The sequence below is a fragment of the Sulfurimonas iocasae genome (genome assembly GCF_047716755.1).
Classification (GTDB): Bacteria; Campylobacterota; Campylobacteria; order Campylobacterales; family Sulfurimonadaceae; genus Sulfurimonas.
The window spans coordinates 2,218,258-2,241,885 of the sequence record NZ_CP180409.1 but is presented as its reverse complement, the minus strand read 5'-3'; the positions used below and the strand labels follow the sequence as shown (position 1 = coordinate 2,241,885).

The 23,628-nt window shown below is 33.8% G+C and carries 21 protein-coding genes, 2 tRNA genes and 1 other RNA gene; 9 read left to right on the top strand and 15 right to left on the bottom strand.

The annotated features are described in order from the left end of the window. Positions 1–251: 251 nt before the first annotated feature. Positions 252–626: a transfer-messenger RNA gene (ssrA, locus tag ACLHDE_RS11315) on the bottom strand. Between the two features lie 172 nt (positions 627–798). Between ssrA and ACLHDE_RS11310 the strand changes: the two genes are divergently transcribed. Further along, positions 799–1,809, top strand: a complete 1,011-nt coding sequence (locus ACLHDE_RS11310) for a sensor histidine kinase (protein WP_415396518.1) — start codon at positions 799–801, stop codon at positions 1,807–1,809. Between the two features lie 13 nt (positions 1,810–1,822). Here the strand turns inward: ACLHDE_RS11310 and ACLHDE_RS11305 are convergent. From ACLHDE_RS11305 to mraY, 4 genes are all read right to left on the bottom strand, one after another. After that, positions 1,823–1,898: transfer RNA gene (locus tag ACLHDE_RS11305), tRNA-Phe, on the bottom strand. Positions 1,899–1,927: 29 nt separating this feature from the next. After that, positions 1,928–2,003: transfer RNA gene (locus ACLHDE_RS11300), tRNA-Phe, on the bottom strand. Between the two features lie 41 nt (positions 2,004–2,044). Further along, complete coding sequence (gene murD / locus ACLHDE_RS11295) at positions 2,045–3,247, bottom strand: UDP-N-acetylmuramoyl-L-alanine--D-glutamate ligase (RefSeq protein ID WP_415396517.1); 1,203 nt, start codon at positions 3,245–3,247, stop codon at positions 2,045–2,047. Beyond that, positions 3,248–4,309 (bottom strand): phospho-N-acetylmuramoyl-pentapeptide-transferase, encoded by a 1,062-nt coding sequence (gene mraY / locus ACLHDE_RS11290; RefSeq protein WP_415396516.1) that lies wholly within the window; start codon positions 4,307–4,309, stop codon positions 3,248–3,250. A gap of 74 nt (positions 4,310–4,383) precedes the next feature. On the opposite strand from mraY, the gene gpmI reads away from it, so the two are divergent. The 5 genes from gpmI to accA all read left to right on the top strand — a co-directional run bounded on the left by gpmI (position 4,384) and on the right by accA (position 9,284). Continuing rightward, the gene (gene gpmI, locus ACLHDE_RS11285) at positions 4,384–5,859 is read left to right on the top strand and encodes a 2,3-bisphosphoglycerate-independent phosphoglycerate mutase (RefSeq protein ID WP_415396515.1); all 1,476 of its coding nucleotides are present in this window, start codon (positions 4,384–4,386) and stop codon (positions 5,857–5,859) included. A 123-nt stretch (positions 5,860–5,982) separates the two neighbouring features. Continuing rightward, the gene (fabG, locus tag ACLHDE_RS11280; protein WP_415396514.1) at positions 5,983–6,729 is read left to right on the top strand and encodes a 3-oxoacyl-ACP reductase FabG; all 747 of its coding nucleotides are present in this window, start codon (positions 5,983–5,985) and stop codon (positions 6,727–6,729) included. 63 nt (positions 6,730–6,792) lie between these two features. Beyond that, positions 6,793–7,020 carry an acyl carrier protein gene (acpP, locus tag ACLHDE_RS11275; RefSeq protein WP_372998397.1) on the top strand — a complete coding sequence of 76 codons (228 nt, stop codon included), beginning with the start codon at positions 6,793–6,795 and terminating at the stop codon, positions 7,018–7,020. A 97-nt stretch (positions 7,021–7,117) separates the two neighbouring features. Continuing rightward, entirely contained in the window at positions 7,118–8,335 is a 1,218-nt protein-coding gene (locus tag ACLHDE_RS11270; protein WP_415396513.1) for a beta-ketoacyl-ACP synthase II, read from the top strand. Positions 8,336–8,348: 13 nt separating this feature from the next. Next, positions 8,349–9,284, top strand: a complete 936-nt coding sequence (gene accA / locus ACLHDE_RS11265) for an acetyl-CoA carboxylase carboxyl transferase subunit alpha (protein WP_415396512.1) — start codon at positions 8,349–8,351, stop codon at positions 9,282–9,284. A 21-nt stretch (positions 9,285–9,305) separates the two neighbouring features. On the opposite strand, the gene ACLHDE_RS11260 is transcribed toward accA, so the two are convergent. From ACLHDE_RS11260 to ACLHDE_RS11240, 5 genes are read right to left on the bottom strand one after another with little or no spacing between them, the layout of a single operon-like run. Next, positions 9,306–10,115, bottom strand: a complete 810-nt coding sequence (locus ACLHDE_RS11260) for a 3'-5' exonuclease (protein WP_415396511.1) — start codon at positions 10,113–10,115, stop codon at positions 9,306–9,308. Beyond that, positions 10,105–10,689 (bottom strand): phosphoribosylanthranilate isomerase, encoded by a 585-nt coding sequence (locus ACLHDE_RS11255; protein WP_415396510.1) that lies wholly within the window; start codon positions 10,687–10,689, stop codon positions 10,105–10,107. The genes ACLHDE_RS11260 and ACLHDE_RS11255 overlap by 11 nt, the downstream gene beginning before the upstream one ends. A gap of 8 nt (positions 10,690–10,697) precedes the next feature. Next, a complete protein-coding gene (gene rpe, locus ACLHDE_RS11250; RefSeq protein WP_415396509.1) occupies positions 10,698–11,339 on the bottom strand; it encodes a ribulose-phosphate 3-epimerase in 642 nt (213 codons plus the stop codon). A gap of 48 nt (positions 11,340–11,387) precedes the next feature. Next, a complete protein-coding gene (locus ACLHDE_RS11245) occupies positions 11,388–12,782 on the bottom strand; it encodes a chemotaxis protein CheX (protein ID WP_415396508.1) in 1,395 nt (464 codons plus the stop codon). Next, complete coding sequence (locus ACLHDE_RS11240) at positions 12,779–13,606, bottom strand: HDOD domain-containing protein (RefSeq protein WP_415396507.1); 828 nt, start codon at positions 13,604–13,606, stop codon at positions 12,779–12,781. The genes ACLHDE_RS11245 and ACLHDE_RS11240 overlap by 4 nt, the downstream gene beginning before the upstream one ends. Before the next feature lie 183 nt (positions 13,607–13,789). Between ACLHDE_RS11240 and ACLHDE_RS11235 the strand changes: the two genes are divergently transcribed. From ACLHDE_RS11235 to ACLHDE_RS11225, 3 genes are read left to right on the top strand one after another with little or no spacing between them, the layout of a single operon-like run. Further along, the gene (locus tag ACLHDE_RS11235) at positions 13,790–14,533 is read left to right on the top strand and encodes a tetratricopeptide repeat protein (protein WP_415396506.1); all 744 of its coding nucleotides are present in this window, start codon (positions 13,790–13,792) and stop codon (positions 14,531–14,533) included. A gap of 3 nt (positions 14,534–14,536) precedes the next feature. Next, positions 14,537–15,289 carry a c-type cytochrome gene (locus tag ACLHDE_RS11230; protein ID WP_415396505.1) on the top strand — a complete coding sequence of 251 codons (753 nt, stop codon included), beginning with the start codon at positions 14,537–14,539 and terminating at the stop codon, positions 15,287–15,289. Further along, positions 15,282–16,115 (top strand): hypothetical protein, encoded by an 834-nt coding sequence (locus ACLHDE_RS11225; RefSeq protein ID WP_415396504.1) that lies wholly within the window; start codon positions 15,282–15,284, stop codon positions 16,113–16,115. The genes ACLHDE_RS11230 and ACLHDE_RS11225 overlap by 8 nt, the downstream gene beginning before the upstream one ends. Before the next feature lie 48 nt (positions 16,116–16,163). Here ACLHDE_RS11225 and ACLHDE_RS11220 read toward each other — a convergent pair whose 3' ends face one another. The 5 genes from ACLHDE_RS11220 to ACLHDE_RS11200 form a co-directional block, all read right to left on the bottom strand. Beyond that, complete coding sequence (locus ACLHDE_RS11220) at positions 16,164–16,745, bottom strand: DUF4136 domain-containing protein (protein WP_415396503.1); 582 nt, start codon at positions 16,743–16,745, stop codon at positions 16,164–16,166. Between the two features lie 24 nt (positions 16,746–16,769). Continuing rightward, complete coding sequence (ccsA, locus tag ACLHDE_RS11215) at positions 16,770–19,919, bottom strand: cytochrome c biogenesis protein CcsA (RefSeq protein WP_415396502.1); 3,150 nt, start codon at positions 19,917–19,919, stop codon at positions 16,770–16,772. Positions 19,920–20,023: 104 nt separating this feature from the next. After that, positions 20,024–20,563: a hypothetical protein gene (locus tag ACLHDE_RS11210; RefSeq protein ID WP_415396501.1), complete on the bottom strand. Its 540-nt coding sequence runs from the start codon at positions 20,561–20,563 to the stop codon at positions 20,024–20,026. Between the two features lie 9 nt (positions 20,564–20,572). Then, entirely contained in the window at positions 20,573–22,618 is a 2,046-nt protein-coding gene (locus ACLHDE_RS11205; protein ID WP_415396500.1) for a cytochrome c3 family protein, read from the bottom strand. Then, entirely contained in the window at positions 22,615–23,628 is a 1,014-nt protein-coding gene (locus tag ACLHDE_RS11200; RefSeq protein ID WP_415396499.1) for a 6-bladed beta-propeller, read from the bottom strand. The genes ACLHDE_RS11205 and ACLHDE_RS11200 overlap by 4 nt, the downstream gene beginning before the upstream one ends.

Below are 23,628 nucleotides of genomic sequence, written 5' to 3'. Positions count from 1 at the left end.
CTATGGTATAAGGCTTATCCTTGGGCTTTAGTTTGGAAAGTGTTAGAGCTTGCAATTTAGACATTTAAAATCCTTGCTTGGTACATTTAAGAGAGTGATAAAGAAGTGATTAATGTAATGTACTAAATTATGTACCATTAGTAGGTACATTGTATTGTAGTAGCTTAGACTAACTCAGATCAACAAATGCTTAAAAAGTCTTTATTTTATGGGTTAAATAGATTGTATTAGAGTGTGTGAGATTAAGAATATGGTGGAGCTGTGGAGAATCGAACTCCAGTCCGAAACCACGCTACTCCTAACGTCTACATGTTTAGAAAAGCCGTTAAAGTTTAATCTTGCTTCACACAACTTGCAAAGCTACACAAGACGAGCCTCGGGATTCGTTTTAAGCTGAGACAGACTTAAAATATATCTACATAAGGGTTATACTTCGAATCCTATTTATCTAGAGTCCATAGGTGAAGCAGCCCGTCCTCTAAGAGGGGGTAAAACTTAAGCTACTGCTAAAGCTGGGCGGTAATTTGTATTGTTTGCGTTTAAGCAAGTTTGAGCCGTGTAACGGAAATGCTCAGTCCGACATGCAATTAGAAGCTACTTGATCCCGTCGAAACCAGGTCAGCCCCATATATATTCATAATTATAGCAAAATTTATGTTTTCTAAATGTTTAAATCGCCAATTTCAAAAATTAATTTTGCTGAATCTATGTCTTAAATATTCAGGCTATTATAAACTTTAATTATTTATATACTACTATCCATATGTTATAATATTTTTTTATAAAAAAGGAAATGTAATGTCAAGCTCAAATGAAAGAAAAACGTATGTTACTCGTATAAAAAATCATTCTGTATCGGCATATAAAAAATATTTCTACATACTTCTTGGTATTATTGCATCTGTTGAATTATTAATCATGATAGCTTTGCAGTATGTCGACGTGGATTCAGAGTTACTAATAGCATTTTTGGACACTCTACTCTTAACAATACTTACTTTTCCTCTTATTATAATATTTGTGATTAATCCATTTTCAAAAGAGATGAATAAAGGTATTACAGAAGAATTAAATAAAAAAATAGATGAAGTACATAACCAAAACAAAATCATAATTGCTCAATCCCGCCAAGCGGCAATGGGAGATATGCTAGGTATGATTGCTCATCAGTGGAGACAGCCTCTTACTTCCATGGGGATGAGTATACAGAATATACAGATAGATAGTCAATTAGGAGAGAGTAATGCTGATGAATTATATACAACACTAGGAAATGTCCTTGAGCAAATACAAGATTTATCTAAAACTATTGATGAATTTAATAGCTTCATTAAACCAAGCGTAAAACTAAATACTTGTACACTCTCAGATATAACTAATGGTACTTTTGCAATTATTGAGAAGAGCTTGCAAAGCAACAATATTAAAATAAAAAAATCTTTAAAAAAAGATGTTGAAATTCAAACATATTGCAATGAAACAATCCAAGTATTAATCAATATAATCAATAATGCCAGAGATATAATCAATGAGAAAGAGATAAATGATGGAGTAATAGAAATTATCATGGATCATGATGAACAAAATTATTATTTAAAAATTTTGGATAATGCCGGTGGAATTCCTGATGATATTATCAATAAAATCTTTGAACCATACTATAGTACAAAAGAGGGAAAAAATGGAACTGGCTTGGGACTATACATGTCACATATGATAGTTAAAGAACAGCTTAAGGGTGAAATAATTGCAGAAAATATTGATAGAGGTGCTTGTTTTACTATTTCATGTCCACTAAAGATTGATTAAATTATATAGGAAATGGTGGCCAATCTCGGAATCGAACCAAGGACACACTGATTTTCAGTCAGTTGCTCTACCGACTGAGCTAATTGGCCATTATAAAAAGTTGAAGTCTTAAAAAGAGTGGTGGCCAATCTCGGAATCGAACCAAGGACACACTGATTTTCAGTCAGTTGCTCTACCGACTGAGCTAATTGGCCATCTTTTAAAGAGCGACATTATAGCCCCTGTGCGCTGAAAGCTAGCTTATGTTTAGTACGGCTTTTTTAAATTCATCGCCTCTTTGTGCGTATGAGTTAAATTCATCTAAGCTGGACGCCGCTGGAGAGAGTAGGGCAACTTCATTTTCTTTTAAATTTTTATCAATTTTAGAGATAGAATCTGCTAAATTAAGACATAACTCAAAATTTATTTTGTACTTTTTTGCCAGTTTTGTTAATTTCTCTTTATTTGAACCAATAGTATAGATATGAACATCTATATCCTGTAGATACTCAAATAGCTCATTCAAATCAACACCCTTATCATCTCCACCAAGTATAAGATGGATTGATGAGTTCTTATATCTTTTAAGAGCAGCTATGCTTGCATCTATATTAGTCGCTTTAGTGTCATTGACCCATAGACGGTCCCTTGCGTCCCTTAGTTCTTCTTGTCTATGTGGGTCAAGTACAAAAGAGTTGATTTTGTCATAATTTACTTTATCAAAAAGTATTTTATCAACTGCCATCGCTAATAGTGCATCTGCAAGGAAGGCACCTTTAAAGTTTACTTTGCTTGTATCTATACCAAAGTATTCAGCTAAAGAGTTCTCATCTTTATAGGTGATAAGGTGAGCTTCTGTTTTTACATCTTTATAAAGATCTGGGATGATGGCCACTTCTCCCTCTCGCATTGTTGCTAGAGGTTTTAGTTTTGTATCTATATATTCTTGCATACTTCCGTGCCAGCTAAGATGATCAGGACTTAATGGAAGAAGAACATATATGTTTGGAGTGGCAATATTTGTATAGTGCATAGTAAACGAGCTAGTCTCTAAAATCCACATCTTTGCATCTTGAGAAAGCTCGGCAAGTGGTGTACCGATATTTCCACCTGCCTCACTACCTTTTGACTCTAATAGATGCTGCATCATCTGAGTAGTAGTTGTCTTGCCATTTGTTCCGCTTATCCAGATTTTAAGAGGCAAAGTGTTTGCAAAATAGTCATATTCACTTATAAGATTGTTTGCTTTAACTATAAGTGGATTTGAGGGTTGGATTCCAGGTGATGGAATCTCAAGTTGTGAGTATTTTGCGTTAAACTCACTTGCTGGTTTAACCATAAAACCATTTTCATCACGAAAAGGTTTAGTGCATTTATCATCATAAAAAATAGCATTTTTAGCAACTTTGGCAATAGCCTTTGTAGTCTTGGCATAACCAAATAGAGATATCTTTTGCATCTAGCGAATCTTAAGAGTCATTAGAGCGATAAGGTTTGAAAGAATAGAAACTATCCAAAACCTAACGATAATCTTATTTTCAGCCCATTTTTTCATCTCAAAGTGATGATGAATAGGGGCCATTAAAAAGACTCTTTTTTTGCGAAACTTATAACTACCGACTTGAAGGATTACAGATATAGTTTCTATAACAAAGATAGAACCAATTAGAAGAAGTAATATCTCACTCTTAGAGATAATAGCGAGATAACCAAGAAATGCACCAACAGTCAAAGAACCGCTATCGCCCATAAAAACCTCGGCAGGATGGCAGTTGAACCACAAGAAACCAGTTAAAGCACCCATAAGAGCCGCGGCAACTATAGCAACTTCTCCCACGTTAAAGTTTGGCATCAAAAGGTAAGTACTTATAGTTACATTACCTGTAATATATATGATAATACTAAAAGATGCTAAGGCCACAAGTGATGGAACAGTTGCAAGTCCGTCAAGTCCATCTGTTAGGTTTACTGCATTTGATGTTGAAATGATTACTAAACACCAAAGTATAATAGAGAAGAATCCCATTTCAATTATAGGTGTTTTTATAAAAGGAACATAGAGGTCAGTGTTAAAGTCTGCAAAAAAACATAAAAAACTTGTAATAATTAATGAAGCTACTATCTGCATAACAAGTTTGGTTCTAGCCTTTAGACCTGCCAGATTTTCACTCTTTTTTATCTTTGCATAGTCATCTTGAAAACCTATAAGAGCAAAAAGAACAAGTGTTAAAATTGCTCCAACGGCAAACATATTTGAGAATTTAATAGTTAATAAAGAAGCTAATATAGTAGCACCTATAAAAACGATACCACCCATAGTAGGAGTTTTTGCTTTTGATTTGTGGTTTTCAGGTGCCCATTCATTAATCGGTTGCACACTAGAAGTTCTCTGTGCCCATCGTATGAATTTTGGCATCATATATAATGTAAAAAAAAGAGCTAAGAAAAAAGATATACCAGCCCTAATAGTAATGTATCCAAGTATGTTGATATTTAGTAAATCGTAAAGCTCATATAGCAAATTAATTGATCCCTTAATGGTTTAAAAATGACATTATAGTATAATTGCATAAAACTTTATATAAGGGAGCAAATTTGTCAAAAAAAGCTGTTCTAGTTATTACAGATGGTATAGGCTTTAGTTCCAAAACTGAACATAATGCATTTTATAATGCAACTAAACCAAACTATGATAAGTTATTTGAAGAAACTCCACACTCTCTTATCGAGACTTCAGGATTAAGTGTTGGACTGCCTGAGGGTCAGATGGGAAATTCTGAAGTCGGACATATGAGCATAGGAAGTGGTAGAGTTTTGTATCAAGATTTGGTGAAAATCTCACTAGCACTCTCTGAAAATACCTTAGAAGAAAATGAGGTACTGCAAAATCTTTTTAAAACTTCCAACAGACTTCATCTAATCGGTCTTATGAGTGATGGAGGTGTTCACTCCCATATAGACCACTTTATAGGAGTAGCCAAGATTGCGGCAAAAAATGGTAAAAAAGTATTTTTACATTTAATTACTGATGGTAGAGATGTGTCTCCAACTTCTGCCCAGAAATACCTTAAAACAGTTCAAAGTCATTTGAATGAAAATATTCAAATAGCAACTATGGCAGGACGTTTTTATGCAATGGATAGAGATAACCGTTGGCCAAGAGTCCAAAGAGCTTATGAAGCAATAGTAGAAGCAAAACCAAAAACAGACTTTGAACCGGCTGGCTACATTGGATCATCTTATGCGCTTGGTGAAACTGATGAGTTTATAGAACCAACTGCTTTTGAGGGATATGATGGTGTAAAAGATGGTGACAGTATATTAACTATAAATTTTAGAAGTGATAGGATGAGAGAACTAGTTACTGCATTAGCTAGTGATGATTTTCATGAGTTCTCAAGAAGCTATAAAATAGTAAGTCTTGCAACGATGACAGAGTATGATAGATCTTTTGCTTATCCGGTTATGTTTTTAAAAGAAGCACCTAAAAATACCTTGGCAGAAGTAATCTCTTCTAAAGGATTAAGACAACTACATACTGCTGAGACTGAAAAATATGCTCATGTTACATTCTTTTTAAATGGTGGTATAGATGAGCCTTACGAGAATGAGACAAGAGTTCTTATACCTTCTCCGGATGTAAAGACATATGATATGAAACCGGAGATGAGTGCAGATGAAGTTGGTGAGACTGTATTAAAAGCTATGGATGAAGAGTATGACTTTGTAGTTGTAAACTTTGCAAATGGTGATATGGTTGGACATACCGGAGATGAAGAAGCTGCAAAAATTGCGGTTACTACGGTAGATACACAACTTGGAAAAATCATAGAAAAAGCAAAAGAGAATGACTATGCTGTTGTTATTACCTCTGATCATGGAAATTGTGAAGAGATGAAAGATGAAGATGGAAACACTCTAACAAATCATACAACTGGTAAAGTTTGGTGTTTTATTATAGCTGATGGTATTACAAAAGTTGAATCAGGTGGACTAAACAATATAGCTCCAACTGTTTTAAAACTCATGGACATAGAAATTCCATCTGAGATGGATCACTCACTTATATAAGTATAGATTGAAAAAAAAGCAACTAGTTGCGTGGGTTTCCTGCCGAAGGAAACTAAGTGTTAGCGTAGATGACGGAATTACTTCCGACATCGTAATGAGTTTTATGAAATAAAAGGAATATAGATGGTATTTAGTGGAAAAAATGTTTTAGTTACAGGTTCAAGTCGCGGTATTGGTGCAGAGATTGCAAAAACATTAGCATCGTTTGGTTTAAAAGTTTGGATTAACTACAGAAGTGGTGCAACAGAAGCAGATGCTATCAAAGAGCAAATAGAAGCTGATGGTGGTAATGCCGCTGTTATTGGTTTTGATGTTAGTGATGAAACTGCTTTCGTAGATGCTATAAAAACTATTGTTGATAGTGACGGTGAACTTTCATACCTAGTTAACAATGCAGGTATTACAAATGACAAACTAGCACTGAGAATGAAGACAGAAGATTTTATGAGTGTAATCAATGCTAACCTGACTTCTTGTTTCATCGGATGTCGTGAGTCTATGAAGGTAATGAGAAAGAAAAAGTTTGGTTCAGTAGTTAATATAGCTTCTATTGTTGGTGAGACTGGAAATGCAGGGCAGACAAACTACGCAGCATCTAAGGGTGGAGTTATCGCCATGAGTAAAAGTTTTGCCATAGAAGCTGCTACAAGTGGTATTCGTTTCAACACAATCACTCCTGGTTTTATCGCAACTGAGATGACAGATGCACTTAGTGATGAGGTCAAAGAGAGTTTTACATCTAAAATCCCAATGAAACGTTTTGGGAATGCTAGCGAAGTTGCCCAAGCTACAGCGTTCTTACTTTCGGACCACTCAAGTTATATTACAGGTGAGACATTAAAAGTTAATGGTGGGATGAATATGGCATAATAGTTTATTTAAGCTATATATGTTATAATTTCGCGATTTTATACTAAAAACATAGGAGCTATAATGGCACTTTTAGAAGATATTAAAGAAGTAGTAGTTGAGCAATTAAGCGTTAACCCGGATGAAGTTAAAGAGGATGCAAAATTTGTTGAAGATTTAGGTGCTGATAGCCTTGATGTAGTTGAACTAGTAATGGCTCTTGAAGAAAAATTTGATATTGAAATCCCTGATGATGAAGCAGAGAAAATTCAAACTGTTGCAGATGTAGTTGCATACATCGAAAGTAAATAATTCACACTAAAGTGTTTTTTGAGCTCAGCAAATAGTCTCTAATAGGCTTTGCTGGGTTTTGTAAAATATTTTATAATTTTATCATGGAGATTTTTAAATGAGAAGAATAGTAGTAACTGGTATGGGCATGATAAATGCGGTTGGTAATGACAAAGAGAGTTCTTTTAAAGCAATATGTGATGGCAAGTGCGGAATAGACACAATTACTCTATTTGATCCTGAGAATTATAGTGCAAAAATTGCCGGTGAGGTAAAAGATTTTGATCCAGCTACTGTAATGGCTCCAAAAGAAGTTAAAAAAGCTGACAGATTTATTCACCTAGGGCTAAAAGCCGCTCAAGAAGCAATGGCAGATGCCAATCTTCCTGAAGATACAGATATGGAAAGATTCGGAATTAGTGCTGGGTCTGGTATTGGTGGACTTCCGTCAATTGAGAAAAACTCTATTATTATAGAGACTCGCGGACCTCGTAGAATTTCTCCATTCTTTATTCCAGGAGCATTAGTAAATATGCTTGGTGGTTTTGTTTCAATCGAACACGGAACAAAGGGCCCAAATCTTTCAAGTGTAACTGCATGTGCTGCAGGTACGCATGCAATCAGTGAAGCATGTAAAACTATAATGTGTAATGGTGCAGAACAAATGTTGGTTGTTTCTGCAGAGTGTGCAATAACTGGTGCTGGTGTTGGTGGATTTGCTGCAATGAAAGCATTATCAACTAACAATGAAAATCCAAAAGGTGCTTCTCGTCCATTTGATGCAGACCGTGATGGTTTTGTTATGGGTGAAGGTGCAGCAGCTTTAGTTCTTGAAGAATACGAAATTGCAATAGCTCGTGGTGCTAACATATATGGTGAAATCATTGGTTTCGGTGAGAGTGGAGATGCAAATCATATTACTACTCCAAGTCTTGATGGTCCTGCTCGGGCTATGAAAGCTGCATATAAAATGGCAGGTGAGCCTAAGCTTGATTATGTAAATGCACATGGAACAAGTACCCCTATTAATGATAAAAATGAGACTGCTGCTGTTAAAGATTTACTTGGTGGAAAAGAAAACTGTCCACCAATGAGTTCAATAAAAGGTCAAATTGGTCACTGCCTTGGTGCTGCTGGTGGTATTGAAGCTGTTACATGTTTAATGGCAATGAGAGATGGAATTATTCCTCCAACAATCAACTATAATACACCTGATGAAAATTGTGATTTAGATTACGTTCCAAATGCTTCTAGAAAAGCTGAACTAAATGTAGTAATGAGTAACTCATTTGGTTTCGGTGGGACTAATGGTGTTCTAATTTTTAAAAAAATCTAACGAAGGATTTAATTTGGCAACATACTTAGACTTTGAATACAAAATTAAATTTATTCAAGAAGATATTATATCTGCACGCGTTCGTCATAATGAAGGCGAAGTAGAAAAACTTCAAGCTAATCTAGACAAAGAAGTATCAAAAATATTTAGTAATCTATCTCCATTTCAGCAACTTCAGCTTGCTCGTCATATTGATAGACCATATGCTCTAGACTATATCAACTTAATCATGCGTGATAAGTATGAAATTCATGGAGATAGACACTTCCGTGATGACCATGCCATTGTATGTTACTTAGGTTACATTGGCGAAGAAAAAGTTATGGTTATTGGTGAGCAAAAAGGTCGCGGTACTAAAAATAAAATCAGAAGAAACTTCGGAATGCCGCATCCAGAGGGATATAGAAAAGCTCTTCGTGCTGCTAAAATGGCAGAAAAATTTAATATTCCTCTTCTAATGCTTATAGACACGCCGGGTGCATATCCAGGTCTTGGAGCAGAAGAGAGAAATCAGAGTGAAGCAATCGCTAGAAATCTTCTAGAACTATCTCAGCTTGATACTCAAACAATCTCTATAGTTATTGGTGAAGGTGGAAGTGGTGGAGCACTTGCAATCGGTGTTGCTGATAAATTTGCTATGATGCGTTACTCGGTTTTTAGTGTAATTTCACCTGAAGGTTGTTCAGCAATTTTATGGAATGATCCTAAAAAGGCTGAAGCTGCGACAAATGCTATGAAAATTACAAGTGGGGACCTAAAAGAGTTAAATCTAATTGATGATATTATTGATGAGCCTCTTATTGGTGCACACAGAGAGAAAGAAATAGCAGCTGCTGCAATAGCTGATTACTTCTTAGAAAGCTTGACATCTCTTAGAGAGATGAGTAAAGAAGAACGTATGGAAGCTAGATACAATAAACTAACAGGTGTTGGTGCTTACGCAGAATAAGACAATAGTACTTATTTAGAGTTATTCGTCTTTTTCTTCTTCTTGACTCTCTATCAGAGGGTCAAACTTTGGTCTCTTAAATCTTTTTGCTTCTTTTGAAAACTTTATAAGATCTTCTACATTATTTATATTTTCATCTATGTTTTCTAGAGATAATTTGAAAAGTCCATATGTTGTCATAACATCGCTCATAGCTCTGTGATGAGAAGCATCTGGATTTAGTTTAAATGTATCATTTAGGTAAGACAGAGCATATCTATATGATTTTAACGTTCTCTCAGCTAGCCCAAGAGAGCACAAACTCCTGTTTAAGAGAGGTTCTAGCCCAATTTTCTGCATTGATTGTGAAATGAATTTGTAATCAAACTTAACATCATGTGCAATGAATACAGCATCTCCCAAAAAGAGTTTAAATTTGTATAGGACCTCCTTAAGAGTTGGAGCATCGTAAGTGTCTTTTACACTTATTCCTGTTATGGCTGTAATGTGCTCATTGATTTCATTACACTTCACAAGAGATTCAAAACTATCTATAACTTTGTTATTTTTGATTTTCAAACCTGCTATTTCTATGATTTGATGCTTGTCTATTTTTGAGCCATTCGTTTCAATATCAACTATACAAAACTCTGCTTCATTCATAGGTATAAACTTTGTAGAAAAGTAGTAATAACCTTTATCCTTTATGATATCGAGACCTTGTGATCTCCAAAGTTCAAGTGAAAAATCTATGCTTTCATCTATTTGGGCTTTGAGTTTATCAAGTGGTAGACCTTTTGTTGATAGTTTAGAGATACTTTTTGCATCAAGAGGGAAGTAGTTAGCGAGCATTCTTAATAAAATCCTTAACTTTCTGAGAACTTTTTACACCATAAGACTCTTCAACACCACTACTTACATCCACACCATAAAATCCATACTCTTTTAGTGATGAAACATTATTTGCGTCTAGACCACCAGCAAGGATTATTTTAGAGCAGTCTATATCTTTAAACCACTCTATATTTAATCTTTTTCCAGCTCCCCCATATGCATCACAATATGCGTCTACGAGTCTATACTCATCTGAGTATTTTAAAATATCTTTAGCTTCTTTTGCTCTTATAACTTTAATGTATGGTACGAAAAGCTGTTCATATACTGAATCTGGTGCTTCAAAATGTATTTGTGCAAGAGTACATCCTGACTCTTGAATATATGAGTTGATTATTTGTGCATCTACATTTACAAATAGACCAACTTTTTCTACAAAAGGAGGAAGTTTTGAAATAATATGTTTAGCATCTAGGGGAGTTATGTAACGTGGAGATTTTTCATAAAATACAAAGCCTAATGCATCTGCACCGGCATTTATTGCGTCCATTGCATCTTCGTAAGAAGTTATTCCACATATCTTTGTTCTCATAATTGTGACTATACCTTTAGAGATGCAATAGCTTCTTCTTTTGAAGCATGTTTAAATACATAGCTTCCTGCAACAACAACATCAACGCCTACATCTTTAAGACTTTGTATGTTTTTATCATTAACTCCACCATCAACTTCGATAAGACATTTTGGATTGATTCTATTTCTCATCTCATTTAGCTTTGCGGCTTTTGGTATTACGCTATCTATAAAGCTCTGTCCGCCAAAACCAGGATTTACACTCATAAGAAGCACCATATCTAAGTCTTGAAGTAGGTATTCTATTGACTCTGGAGGAGTATGAGGATTTAAAACAATGGCAGGTTTTATACCAAAAGAGCGAATCTTTTGAATAAGTCTATGTGGATGTTTTTCCTCTTCAATATGAAAAGATATATATTCAGGTTTTAGTGGTGCAAAAAGTTCAACGAAAAAAGTATTGTTTTGTACCATTAGGTGAATATCTAAAGGTTTAGTAGCACATGCAGCAATAGCTGAAACCACAACAGGCCCAATTGTAAGGTTTGGAACAAAATGACCGTCCATAACATCTACGTGAACTAAATCACAACCTGCATCACAAATAGCTTCAACATCTCTTTGAAGATTACCAAAATCAGCACTTAACACACTTGGAGCTACTTGCACAATATCACCTCTAAAATTTAATTAATGAAATTGTATCAAAGTAGACTTTTATCTAGTTAAGAAAAATAAAAACTTATCATCATTAAAAGATAAGTCTACTTGAACGCCTTTTCTATTTTCTATTACTTCAAGAAGACTGTCTACATCATGATAGGTTCTTGGAAGAGTGATATTTACGCTAATTCCTTCATCTGAAAGAAGTGTTTTTATCTTACCGCCCACTATATTTACGAGTTCTGCAAGAGTATCAAGAATCATTTCCATATCTTCAGTTTTTTCACCGATAAGAAGTTCACAAGCTTTTTTGGCAATCTCTTTTGGAAAAACTAAGATTACCATTCCATCTATATTTCCATAATAACCTATAGAGCTTGCGATTCTATCTGTTTTATCAGTTATTTCGATATTTTGAACTTGAGCAGACTGTTTTACTGCTTTTGAGTTTGTCATCATCTCTATAGTTGCTACAGTAGCATCTATAAATCTTGGGAGTTCTGTAACTATTTTTTTATTAAGCATTCTTTTGCTTTTAACGTTAGCTGCACTACTTGCACCTAACTCATCTAAAAGCTCTTTGTTTTGGAGTATATCATCCATTTGCTCATAAAATAAAATACCTGAGTCTTCAAGGTTTTCTTTGAAAATTTCTGGAGTTTTCTCAAAAGTCATTCCAACAAAACAGATAGTTGCATTGTACTCTGCTGCTGAACTTGCAAGTCTTGAGAAAAAATTTAGAGCATGAATATTCATACTGATAACTTTATAAGCATCAAAAATAAATAGTCTAAAACCGACATTTAGAGAGTTGTTATGATATTCAATGTTAAACTTGTTTCCTATTTCAGCATCTAAAAAAGATGAAATAGAGTAAATAATTGCATTTCCAGTTACTCGAGTAGCAATTTTTTGTCCCATCTGACCTAGAAATGTAGAGTCTATTATATAGTCATAAGCTTCTTTTTTTGAAGCTTTTTGTTTAAACTCTTCTTGTGTCATAGCGACAACAGGATTATGTCCATTATCATGCAGTTCTATGGCCATAGCAGTACGCTGAGATTTGTCTTCGCTATAGAGTAGAACATTTTTGTTTTGATTTTTAAAGCTTGATGAAAAAAGGTATGCTATTTCTATAGTTTTAAAAAGTGAAAAGTGCATATCATCTTTGTAAAATACTTTTATAGCATTAAATTTTTTATCATCATAATCACAAAAACCGACAGTCGCGTGATTACTTTGACGAACTTTTATAAAAAGTTTTATAAAGGTATCAAGACCATTTTTATTAAAGAATATTACTCTCTTAAGAGAGACCAATATCATATCTACTTTAAGTGCAGAAGTTGCAGCCAAATCATCCATGCTTAAAAATGAACTACTGCTATTTCCATCTAAAAAACCTTGAGGTGAGAAAACACCTATACCATTTTTAACTACCGGTCTCATGCAATTTCCATTAGTGTTGAGAACTCTTCATAGATATCACCAACATACTCTACTTGAAAGTCTATAAAGTCATTTAGACCAGCTTTTATAAACATAGGTTGAGAGAGTTCATAAAAAAGTAGTAGATGCATCCATTTTCCAAGTAGGTTTATTGTTTCATCTTCAGATGGTTTTAACCCAGAAGAAGCTTGAATAATTTGGGCAATTTCTGGTGGCATATCCCATTTAACTGAGATTTGTTCACAAATATCAAAAATACCGACTCCGCAAAGACGAGTTAGTATAGTGTTGTAATCAAGATTTTTAGCACTTCTCAAAAGATTTACATCATCTATTTTTTCGTTAAATAGTGCTTCTGATACGATGACACTAGCAGGAAGAAGAGCAATTGAACTAGAAATATTTTTATCATCTATAGATAGATGCTCTAAAATTTGTTCCCACCCTTTTGATAACTTAGCCTGTAACTCATGGAATGATCTAGAGTTTAAACTAAATAGAACCCACTTACCAGGACTAAGTAGAGTTGTCATATAGTTATAAACTGTTTGCTGTGAACCTGATACACCTAATATCCCAAAAATCTGAGATACATCACTTACTTCATTTGCAAAACCATAGATAGGTTTATTAACTAGCTCTTTTAGGTATGCCGCAAGAGCCAAATCAGTCTGTGCAACTTTCGAAGCTTTGATAAGTTCACCTGCATTAAGAAGTGCTAACGTTTCTTTTAGCGCTTGAGGTGCAGGTGGAATTTTGTTAATATATTCATCAATTTTATCTTTTGTTATCATCCACGCTTCATTTATTGTTGATTTGTGCATATTCTAGCTGTATAATTATAAAACAAATATTAAAATTATTTAATAAATTATTTATAGCCCATCATAATTTATAACTCACAAACTATTCGTTATAAACGAAGTGATATAATTATCTATTATAATAAGGTTGTTATTATATAAAATCTGATATATTAAAGAATCAATAAATTTGGAGATTTACATATGAAAAAAACACTATTGGTGATGGCTGTACAATTGTTATTTATAACAAGTATTGCATCAGCTGGACAAATGACAGAAATGAATAAACATGCCTTTATGTCCGTAAAAATAAAAGCTAATAAGGGTGATGCAAATAGTCAGTTTGCATTGGGTGGAATGTATTATCAAGGCATTGTTACTTCAAAAAACTATTCAATGGCCGCAACCATGTATAAAAAAGCAGCTGATCAAGGACATCAAAAAGCTATTTTCAACCTTGCAAGTATGTATTATAAAGGTGAAGGCGTTGAAAAAGATTCAGACAAAGCAATCTCTTTATTTACCAAAGCAGCTAATCATGGAGATAATAAATCTGCTATGCACTTAGCAGATATCTTCTATACAGGGCATGGAGTTAAAAAAGATTATACAAAAGCGTTTAAATGGTATAAACAAGCTGCTAATGCTGGATTCCCTTTAGCACAGCATAAGGTTGGTCTTATGTATAAACGAGGAAGGGGTACGGTAAAGGATATACAACAAGCAAAATCTTATTTAAATAAATCTGCTATGCAAAGTTGTTCTGAAGCTCAATATACCCTCGGTAAAATGTACCTTGAGGGAGATGGTATAGCTGTTAACAAGGAAGAAGCAGAATCTCTAATTAAAGAAGCTTACCTTAATGGAAAATATGAAGCTAAAATTATTTTAGATAAGGAACATTGGAGTGTAGAGCCAAAAGGCGAAACATTACCAGAGGAGTAGAGAATGAAAAAATACTTATTTCTTATACTATCTATAACTTATATTGCATCAGCATCGCAACTTTTTGATAGGTGTGCTGTTTGTCATGGTGATAAAGGAGAAAAACACTCTAAAGGTTTAACCAAAAGTATTGCTGGAATGAAAGCAGATGATGTTGTTAAAATATTAAGAGAATATAAAGCGGCTAAAAGAAATACTTATGGTCTTGGGAAGATGATGCAGGGACAAGCAGGTAGATTATCAGAAGATGATATTAAAGAGGTAGCTATTTATATAGAGTCTTTACCTCCTCATGCTGAACCAATTGTTGATAAAGCTGATACAAATAAAAAAATCACTGCTCAAGATATATTTAAAAAATGTGCTATATGTCACGGAGAAAAAGGTCAAAAAAAATCCTTAGGGGTAAGTAAAAAAATTGCCGGCATGAACGCTAAAGATATTGTTAAAATATTAAAAGAGTATAAAGCTGGAACAAGAAATACATATAACTATGGTTTAATGATGAAAGGGCAAGCTACCAAAATTTCTGAGGAACAGATGAATTCTGTAGCTATCTACATAGAATCTCTAGCCCCAGTAAAGTCAGATGATGAGAAGCAAAAAGAAGTCAAGAAAATCACCAAAGAAGAAGTTGAGTATAATAAATTTCTTGAAGAGTACTTTAAAAATAGCAAAAATCCAAATGAGACTTTTGAAGAAGCAAAAAAAAGATATGAAGATCATAAGCAAACAATAAAGGATAAAAATGAATAAAATTTCAATAGCAATCAGTGTCGTAGTACTACTTATGTATGGATGTAGTGATAAACCAAAAGAGCAAGAAAACACGCTTTCAACAGAAAAAGAACAAAGTTCTAATAAGCAAGTAGCTGAGAATGCACCTCAAAATATTTATGGTGCATCATCTGTAGAGAAAGAGGTTGTTAAAACACCTACAGAAGATGATATGAAGCTTAATGTTCACAATGCAGATGTCATTGAGACAATGAACAGTGGTGGATATACCTATGCAAAAGTAAATGAAGCTGGCAATATTTACTGGATAGCCGGTCCACAAACAGATGTAGTAGTAGTAGGAAGTCCTATCTCTTTTATTGAACAAATGGTTATGACGGATTTCAACAGTAAATCTTTAAATAGAAAATTTGATAAAATTGTTTTTGTTAGTACTATTGTATCATCAAACAAACCTACTCAAAACTCTGCTCACAAAAATTTTAAACACGAGAAAGAGGTTGTTGTAGAAGCAGTTTCCAAACCTGTTAATATTTCAAAAAATGCCGATGGCTATAATGTTGAAGAGTTATATGCAAAAAAGGTAGACCTTAATTCTAAAAGTATAAAGTTAAATGCTACTGTAGTTAAGGTTTCAAAAAATATTATGGGTAAAGATTGGATTCATTTACAAGATGGTTCAGGTGTAGCTGGAACTAATGACATCATAGCAACATCTAAAAACTCAACTGTAAAAGTTGGAGATATTATTACTGCTTCAGGAATAATAAAAACAGATGTTGATCTTGGATATGGTTATAAATTTTCCGTAATGATTGAAGAAGCAAAATTCACTTCGCTTTAAAAACTTATATGAGCATCTTCAAATAGATGCTCAATAATTTATCATAGTTTACTTACTTGGAAAATCTTTAAACATTAATTTAATCACTTTGTTTAAATAAGCATTCTTCTCTTCTTGTGAATATCTACCAGATAATTCATCTTTAGCTATACTTTGCCAAACAACCTCTTTTTGTTTAACATCAAAAACTTCTATAATAAGTTTTCCATCTTCATATTCATAAGTTTGAGTAGTAACTCTTACATCTGGAGTATAATAATTATCCCTCCTGTTGCGACGAGGTTCTAAAGGATTATATAAATATCCATTATTAAATCTAGTTGGCTGAATCCCTATTGTCTCATAATTTGTTTCTATTTGAGTCTTTTTCTTAATATCCAGATGTACTAAAAAATAAAAATCTGCTTTACTTTTGTCTACTCTTTTATACCCTTTTTCTTCAATGTATCTCTCTAGAACTTTACTTACTCTACTTCTTGCAAAGTCTTTGTTATCATTCTTTCTAACATACACAACCGAAAAAGTAGAAAGTGCTTTAAAGTTATATTTAGAATCATAATCAACACTAACCTGCAGGGAAGAACATCCCCCTATTAAAATAGCCACAATTACCAACAACAAACTTCTCATGAATATTATCCTTTAAATAAAATTTTATTTTATTGGTTTTATTTTCATTAATTTATTACGATTAAATGATGCCCAAGTGATTAATACAGCTACTACAGCTATAGCATAGTAAATCCATACAGGAACAGGAACAGGATCACCGGCCGCATATGAGTGTAAACCTGACAAATAGTAATTAACACCAAAGTATGTCATTATTATTGAAGAGTATGCTACTACGGATATTGCATTAAAAGTAAAGTTAGACTTTAAAGCAGGTACGAAGCGCATATGAATAACAAACACGTAAACTAAAATACTAATAAGTGCCCATGTTTCTTTAGGATCCCAACCCCAGTAGCGTCCCCAAGATTCATTTGCCCATACTCCACCAAGAAAATTTCCGATAGTCAGCAGTGATAGACCAACTATCATTGACATCTCACTAATACGAGTTGATTCAAGAATATTAACACTGACTTGCTCACGCTTTGTTTCATTGTTAAGCATAATATAAAAAATAAGCGTCACAAAACCAAGCAGTGCACTTAAACCAAGGAAGCCATAACTAGCTGTAATAACAGATACATGTATAGTTAACCAGTAAGACTTAAGTACAGGTACCATTGTTGTTATTTGTGGATTTAACCAGCTTAGATGTGCTACAAACAGTGTTATACCAGAGAATATTCCGGTGGTTGCAATAGCTAACTCGGATGAACGTGCGAAGAGTATACCGGCAAGAATAATACTCCAAGAGATATATAACATTGCCTCATAGCCATTACTCCATGGCGCATGACCTGAAATATACCATCTAAGTCCCAAACTAAACGTATGAGCTATAAACCCAACAACAAGTATGGCTAGAATAATTTTAGTAACTATTTTCAAATTAATATTAGGTTTTGCTAAACGTATAAAAATCAATACTAGTAAAATGAACCCAGAGATTAAATAGATTGGATACAATTTATCAAATATTCTTAATTCATTGTAAAGAAGCTCTGCCTTAACTAATGTATCATCCGGAATTACATCAGAGGCATATTTCTTTTGGTATGATTTAATAGCATCAATTGCACTATTAGCCTCTTCCCATTTACCTTGAGATATACCTTTTGACAATCCTATAGAGTTCTTTTTCAGTAGTGCTAGAACCTCATGTGAAGCTTTTTGAGAAAAAGTTTTTAGTGCTTCTTCTGGATAGTACCATTTATTATTAGCATCACCTTCGAGTGGAAATACTTTCATGAAACGACCGCTATAAATTATATAAGCAACATTAACTCTCTCGTCTACATTAATAAGTTCTTTATCATATGTACCACGTTCTGCAGGACGTTTACGAAGAGACTCTTCAGCTAATGCCCCTAGTTTGTATTGACCAAATTTATCAAAAGCCATAGAAAAAGAAAATCTTTTTTTATCTTCACTCATTCCAAGTATCTTTTTAATCTTTGGATGATTGACTTTTATCATATCAATTTTCTTCCATGCATCAGGGTTAGAAGCCATTCCTAAAATAACTTGATTATGATTAAGTCCGAAGATACTATCTTGTGCTGATATTTTATTAAGAAGTTCTGTAGCGAGTGTGTCCAGTGGTTTAATTCTGCCATCTTGGGATTGAACAAGCATTGTCCCATAATAATTTGCATGATTTATATCTATATTTTTAACCATACCTTCATGCTCTGTTGATGCAGATAAGGGTTGTACATTCAATATAGTAGCAAATGCTATAAATGCAGCTATTACGCTAGCTTTATACTCATACTTCATTTTAGAAAGCTTTCCAAAACGACTATGTGGGTTTAATAGGTTTAATAGCATTCCAATAATTAAAAGTGTATAGCCCAAATAAGTAGGCCATTTCCCTGGGTCATGGTTTACAGACAAAATTGTTCCTTTTTCATCTTTATCATATGATGATTGAAAAAATAAATATCCACCATAATCAAGTGTATGATTCATATAGACTTTATGCTCTTCTTGAATAAGATTTTCTTTATCAATTAATGTTACATGACTTTCATATGATGATGGACTCATAGAACCAGGATACTTTAATAGTATAAAGTCACGTAATTTTAATGAAAAGGGCAACTCAATAATCTTAGAACCCCATTCTAATGATATCTCTGTATCTTTGATTTTAAGAGTTTCCGTATAGCCTTTATAGCGTTTTCCATTTCCCATTAAAGCTACTTCTCTATGTTCTCCATCATATTCAACATCAACTACTAATGCAGATATAGATTGCATTTTCATCTCCATTTTCATACTTTTTTTATATTCTTTTTCGCTAATAACTTTAGTTTTACCCTTGCTTATTACTGCTTTAGTTACTAACTTAATGCCATTGATGTTATACATACGTCTTTCATCAAATTTATATATTTTTCCTCTCTCGTATATACCTTTTGTATTATCAATCATTTGCAACCAATCAATAGGCACATTTGATACAAAAAATATGCCATCGTTATCACTAGCTAGCCTAAGAATAGGTTTGTTGTTCGTTGTTGGTTCTTTGTCAAAGTAAACTGCTAATGGTCCTACATCAAGCATTTCACCACTTTTTAAAACGTATTTTTCAGGTCCTTGCGGTGTAGGAATTACAAAGACTACTATTGGTACCCCATTTGGATCTTCAACAGCTGTTTTAGCGGCTTTATTTATAAACTTTTTATAAGTAACAACTAAATCTTTTCCATCTACTTTAAGTGTATTACTAAAGTCTCTTCCACCTAGCTCTGACACATAAACTATATCTTCTCTATAAAAGTCTTGAGAAGCTTTTTTTGCATTTATTTGTAAAAAAGCATCTGATGATAACATACGGTTCTCTGTAGCATTTTCACGAATATGCATAATCCCTTCATAACCGTAATAGCGTGTTACACCTGAACCAATCAAAATAACTAAAAAACCAACATGAAAAATAAAAGTTGGGATTTTTTTCTTTGTATATAGTTTAAATCGAATTATATTACCAAGTAAATTTACTCCAAGAAGTACTTGAATAGCTTCAAACCATCTGCTACTATAGATAAGCGCCCATGATGTGTTTACACCATAATCATTCTCAACAAACGTTCCTACTGCACTCGCAACTGCAAACAACAAAATCAATGTAACCATAAGTTTCATTGAAATTAAAAATGACCATACCTTTTTAACGAATACCATATATTTCCTTCGAGTGATTAATATGACAGAGTATTATAATATTCTGTAATATTTAATAAAAATTTAGTCTAGCATATTGTTACTAAGCAATGGTTAATGCTTAGCTATTCTTTTTGTTGAATTTGGCTTGATATGTCATCTTTAGGCTTCTCTTTTTCTTCTTCTAAAGATGGCTTATGTGTGTTTTGTTTTGTAAAAACCTCTTCTTTTAGATGCTTTATAGCAATAATTTTCCACATATCTCCATCTTTTTGAAGTGTATAGTGCATCTGATAAAATATATTTAGCGGTTTTAATGCATAATCTCTCTTTATTAAATCAGCATAAGCAAATGTCCAGTTTTCCATAGTTCTTACAGTTGCATTGTTCTCATTGTAGGCAATTGGACTAAATCTAAGGTCGTTTATCTGCGCAACCATGGCAAGGTTACTAAACTTCCATGAGTCTGCCCAAATCATCAGCTTAAAGTAAAGTTTTTGGGAAAGCATATCTTTTAAAAGCTTTGTATTGCCACTTTTTGTCATCTTTATAATTCCATAGTTGTACTTAAGGAGTGCATCTTTTATACGCTTATCATCATTTACATTTGAACTAGCTATACTAAGTGATGCAAAAAAAAGTAATATTAATAAAAATTTCTTCATTTTACCTACCTATGGCATTAAGTTCTGGTCATAACCGCCGGCATTTAATCTATGACACACACAAGAAGGGGCATATGCATCTGTCTTAGTACCTTCATCATTTGGTTCATAAAAACCTTTTTTCCATCCAGTCATTTTCAGACTGTTTCCGTTGTAATTATATGGCGCAGGAAATGTTTCATATCCCATCAATCTTGAAATTGGCGAACCATGCGGGATAGCAATATGACACTCAATACAAGCAAAACCTTTTTCAGGATGAGGGTGGTTCCACATATCATGACAGTTTTTACACAAATTGCCGGTATTTCCTGCTGTACCGATATCATCCATAGTGTAAAGAGTAACACCGTCTGGTTTTTTCGGCCAATATTGATTTTCTCCTTTTAAAATATACTTCAAGTTTGAACCGTGAGGTCCCTTAGGGTCTCCCCCTAACTCATTATCGGCCCCATGACAATCTGAACAGTACATAGTGTTAAGTCCAGGGTTCTGTTTCCATGGTGTAAGTAACTGAAGGGTATTTAATTCTTTTGGAGCATATGAACCAACTCTTGCAGATTGGTTTATAACAACAGGGTGTCCTGATTTGTTATTTATATTCATCTCCCAAGCCACGTCTGTTAATGGTGTAGTACCATCACTAGGAGAGACATAACCAGAATTGTTTATACCATTAGTGGCACTGCCAATTCCCCAGTAAGAGTGACATTTCAAACAGATTTGATACTCTTTCTCAGAACTCTCCATGGTGGTAAAAGTTGTAGGTTGTGTCCATTCTATAGGCCACGATGGTTCAACTCCGGCAACGCCTAGAAGTACATTTGAAACCGCATTGGTAGATGCACCAGGAGCTCCATACCAAGAACCGTCTACAATATGTGTTCCAGCCTTTGCCTTATGCGGATTGTGACAATCCATACAAACAGCATGTTTATTTGTACTCCACTGCATACCTAAACCACCATTTGGATCAATTCTATCTCCACCATATAGTGAGTCAAGATTGGTATGTTTTGGATCAGCTGCATTACTACTAGCGATAACTGGGTGCGTATAGCTTCTACTAAGAACAGACTCTATATCTTTATATCCGCCAACACCATGACAGGTTGCATTAGCAACATCTGATGAGGCTCCTTGAAAACAAGTATTACCTAATGTTTTTCTATTGAGATATGGGATGCCTTCTGCATTATGAGGTGTGTGACAATTCACACAGCCCAAATCAGACATCTTATCAGTTCCATATATTTGAGTAACTCCTGATAAAGCTTTATAGAGTGCATCTACTGGAGGTGATTCATGAATACTACCAACCCAATCAACTTTATCATGACATGATGTACAAGTATTTACTACATTTTGTGCATGATTTGCTCCGGTATCTACATGTAAAAACTTATTGTTTTCTTTGTGTGGATCATGACAAGATGAACACTCAACATATTGCTTTCCACCATATTCAAACAGCTTTACCTGTGCATCTGCAGCTAATGCTGTTTTTAGCTCAATAGTCTTACTTCCAATATCAAAATTTTTAAAAATAGTTGAGTCATATACTATACCAACAGGGTGATGCATTGTTAAATCAGTTCCCAAAAATCCTGCTGCAGTCGTTAACATTGTGCCATCTGCTTCAACACCATTCATAGCAATCTGAGATGCACCAATAGTTCCATGAAGTACATTTACTGCACCAATTGCTATTGTTCCATCATGACAGCTCATACATTGACGAGACAATGCACCTGGAGTATCATTAAGTGTTCCTAGGTCTGTTGCCACAGCAGGATAGTCCATTCTTCTAAGATAATCACTGTCATACATGGTGTATGCTGATGTTGGCATACTTCTATTCCAAAGCGGTTTACCACTTGTTTGAGAGTGATGCGGTATATGACAAAAAACACATATTTGCTCTTCTGTTTGAGCTTTTATTGTTCCTGTGGTATTACTAACAGATAAGTTATGTTTTGTATTGACAATACCAGCAATAAGAGGAGAACCTTGTAATAAAAAAAAGCTAAAAAAAGCACTGATTATGAACTTCATTGCGAACTCCCTTTTTTATCTATCTCAAGTAGTTTAAAAACTTGTAATCGTTTATTGTTTGTATCTGATACATATATAGTATTATCTTTAGTTATAGATATATCTTCTGGAAGTGCAAACTCACCAAATCCTTCTCCATAGCTACCTAATACCATAAGGAGCTCTCCATTTTTATTAAATATTTGTATGTTATTAAACATCACATCACTCACATAAATATTATTATAACTATCTAGAGCTATTCCCCGAGGACTTCCAAAATTACCTATATTTTGACCTAATTCACCAAATTTATGTATAAAATTTCCATCATTATCAAGGATTTGAACTCTATGGTTCATGGAGTCTGTGACATATAATTTTCCATCATCCGCTACATCAATAAAAGTAGGTCTATTAAACTCCCCGTCCAATGAACCTTTTTTGCCAATAGATTTTACAAACTCTCCCTTTAGCGTAGTAATATGAATTTTACATGCTAGAGTATCTACAATATAAAGATTTTTATTATCAGGACTTATTGCAATCCCAACCGGTCTTTGAAATATTGGCAGTTTTATAGTATAACTATAGTCTCCATCTTTTTCAAATACATATACTTTGGCCCGAACTGAATCTGAGACAAAAATGTTTCCTTTAGAATCAGAGACAACATCTATAGGATAAAGAAAAGTTTCATTATCTGTTCCTCTAACTGTAATCTGTTCATTTTCTTCTTTATCAAAGATATGTAAAGCCCTAGAACTAGTATCTGTTACATAAACTCTTTTTTCATTAGTATGCATGCCAAAAGGTGAAGATATTATAGGATCTTCATCACCAACTACAAAATCATAAATTTTAGAAAAGAAACCTTTCTCCATCCCTAAATCTTTAAAATTTTTGGCAGAGGCAACATACTCTATTCTAGCTTCATCTGGCGGGGAAGGCCAAACTAGTTTTTGTGTCTCTTTTGCATTAACACAACTGGTGCTTAATAGAAATACACCTAGAAAAATAATTACATTCAT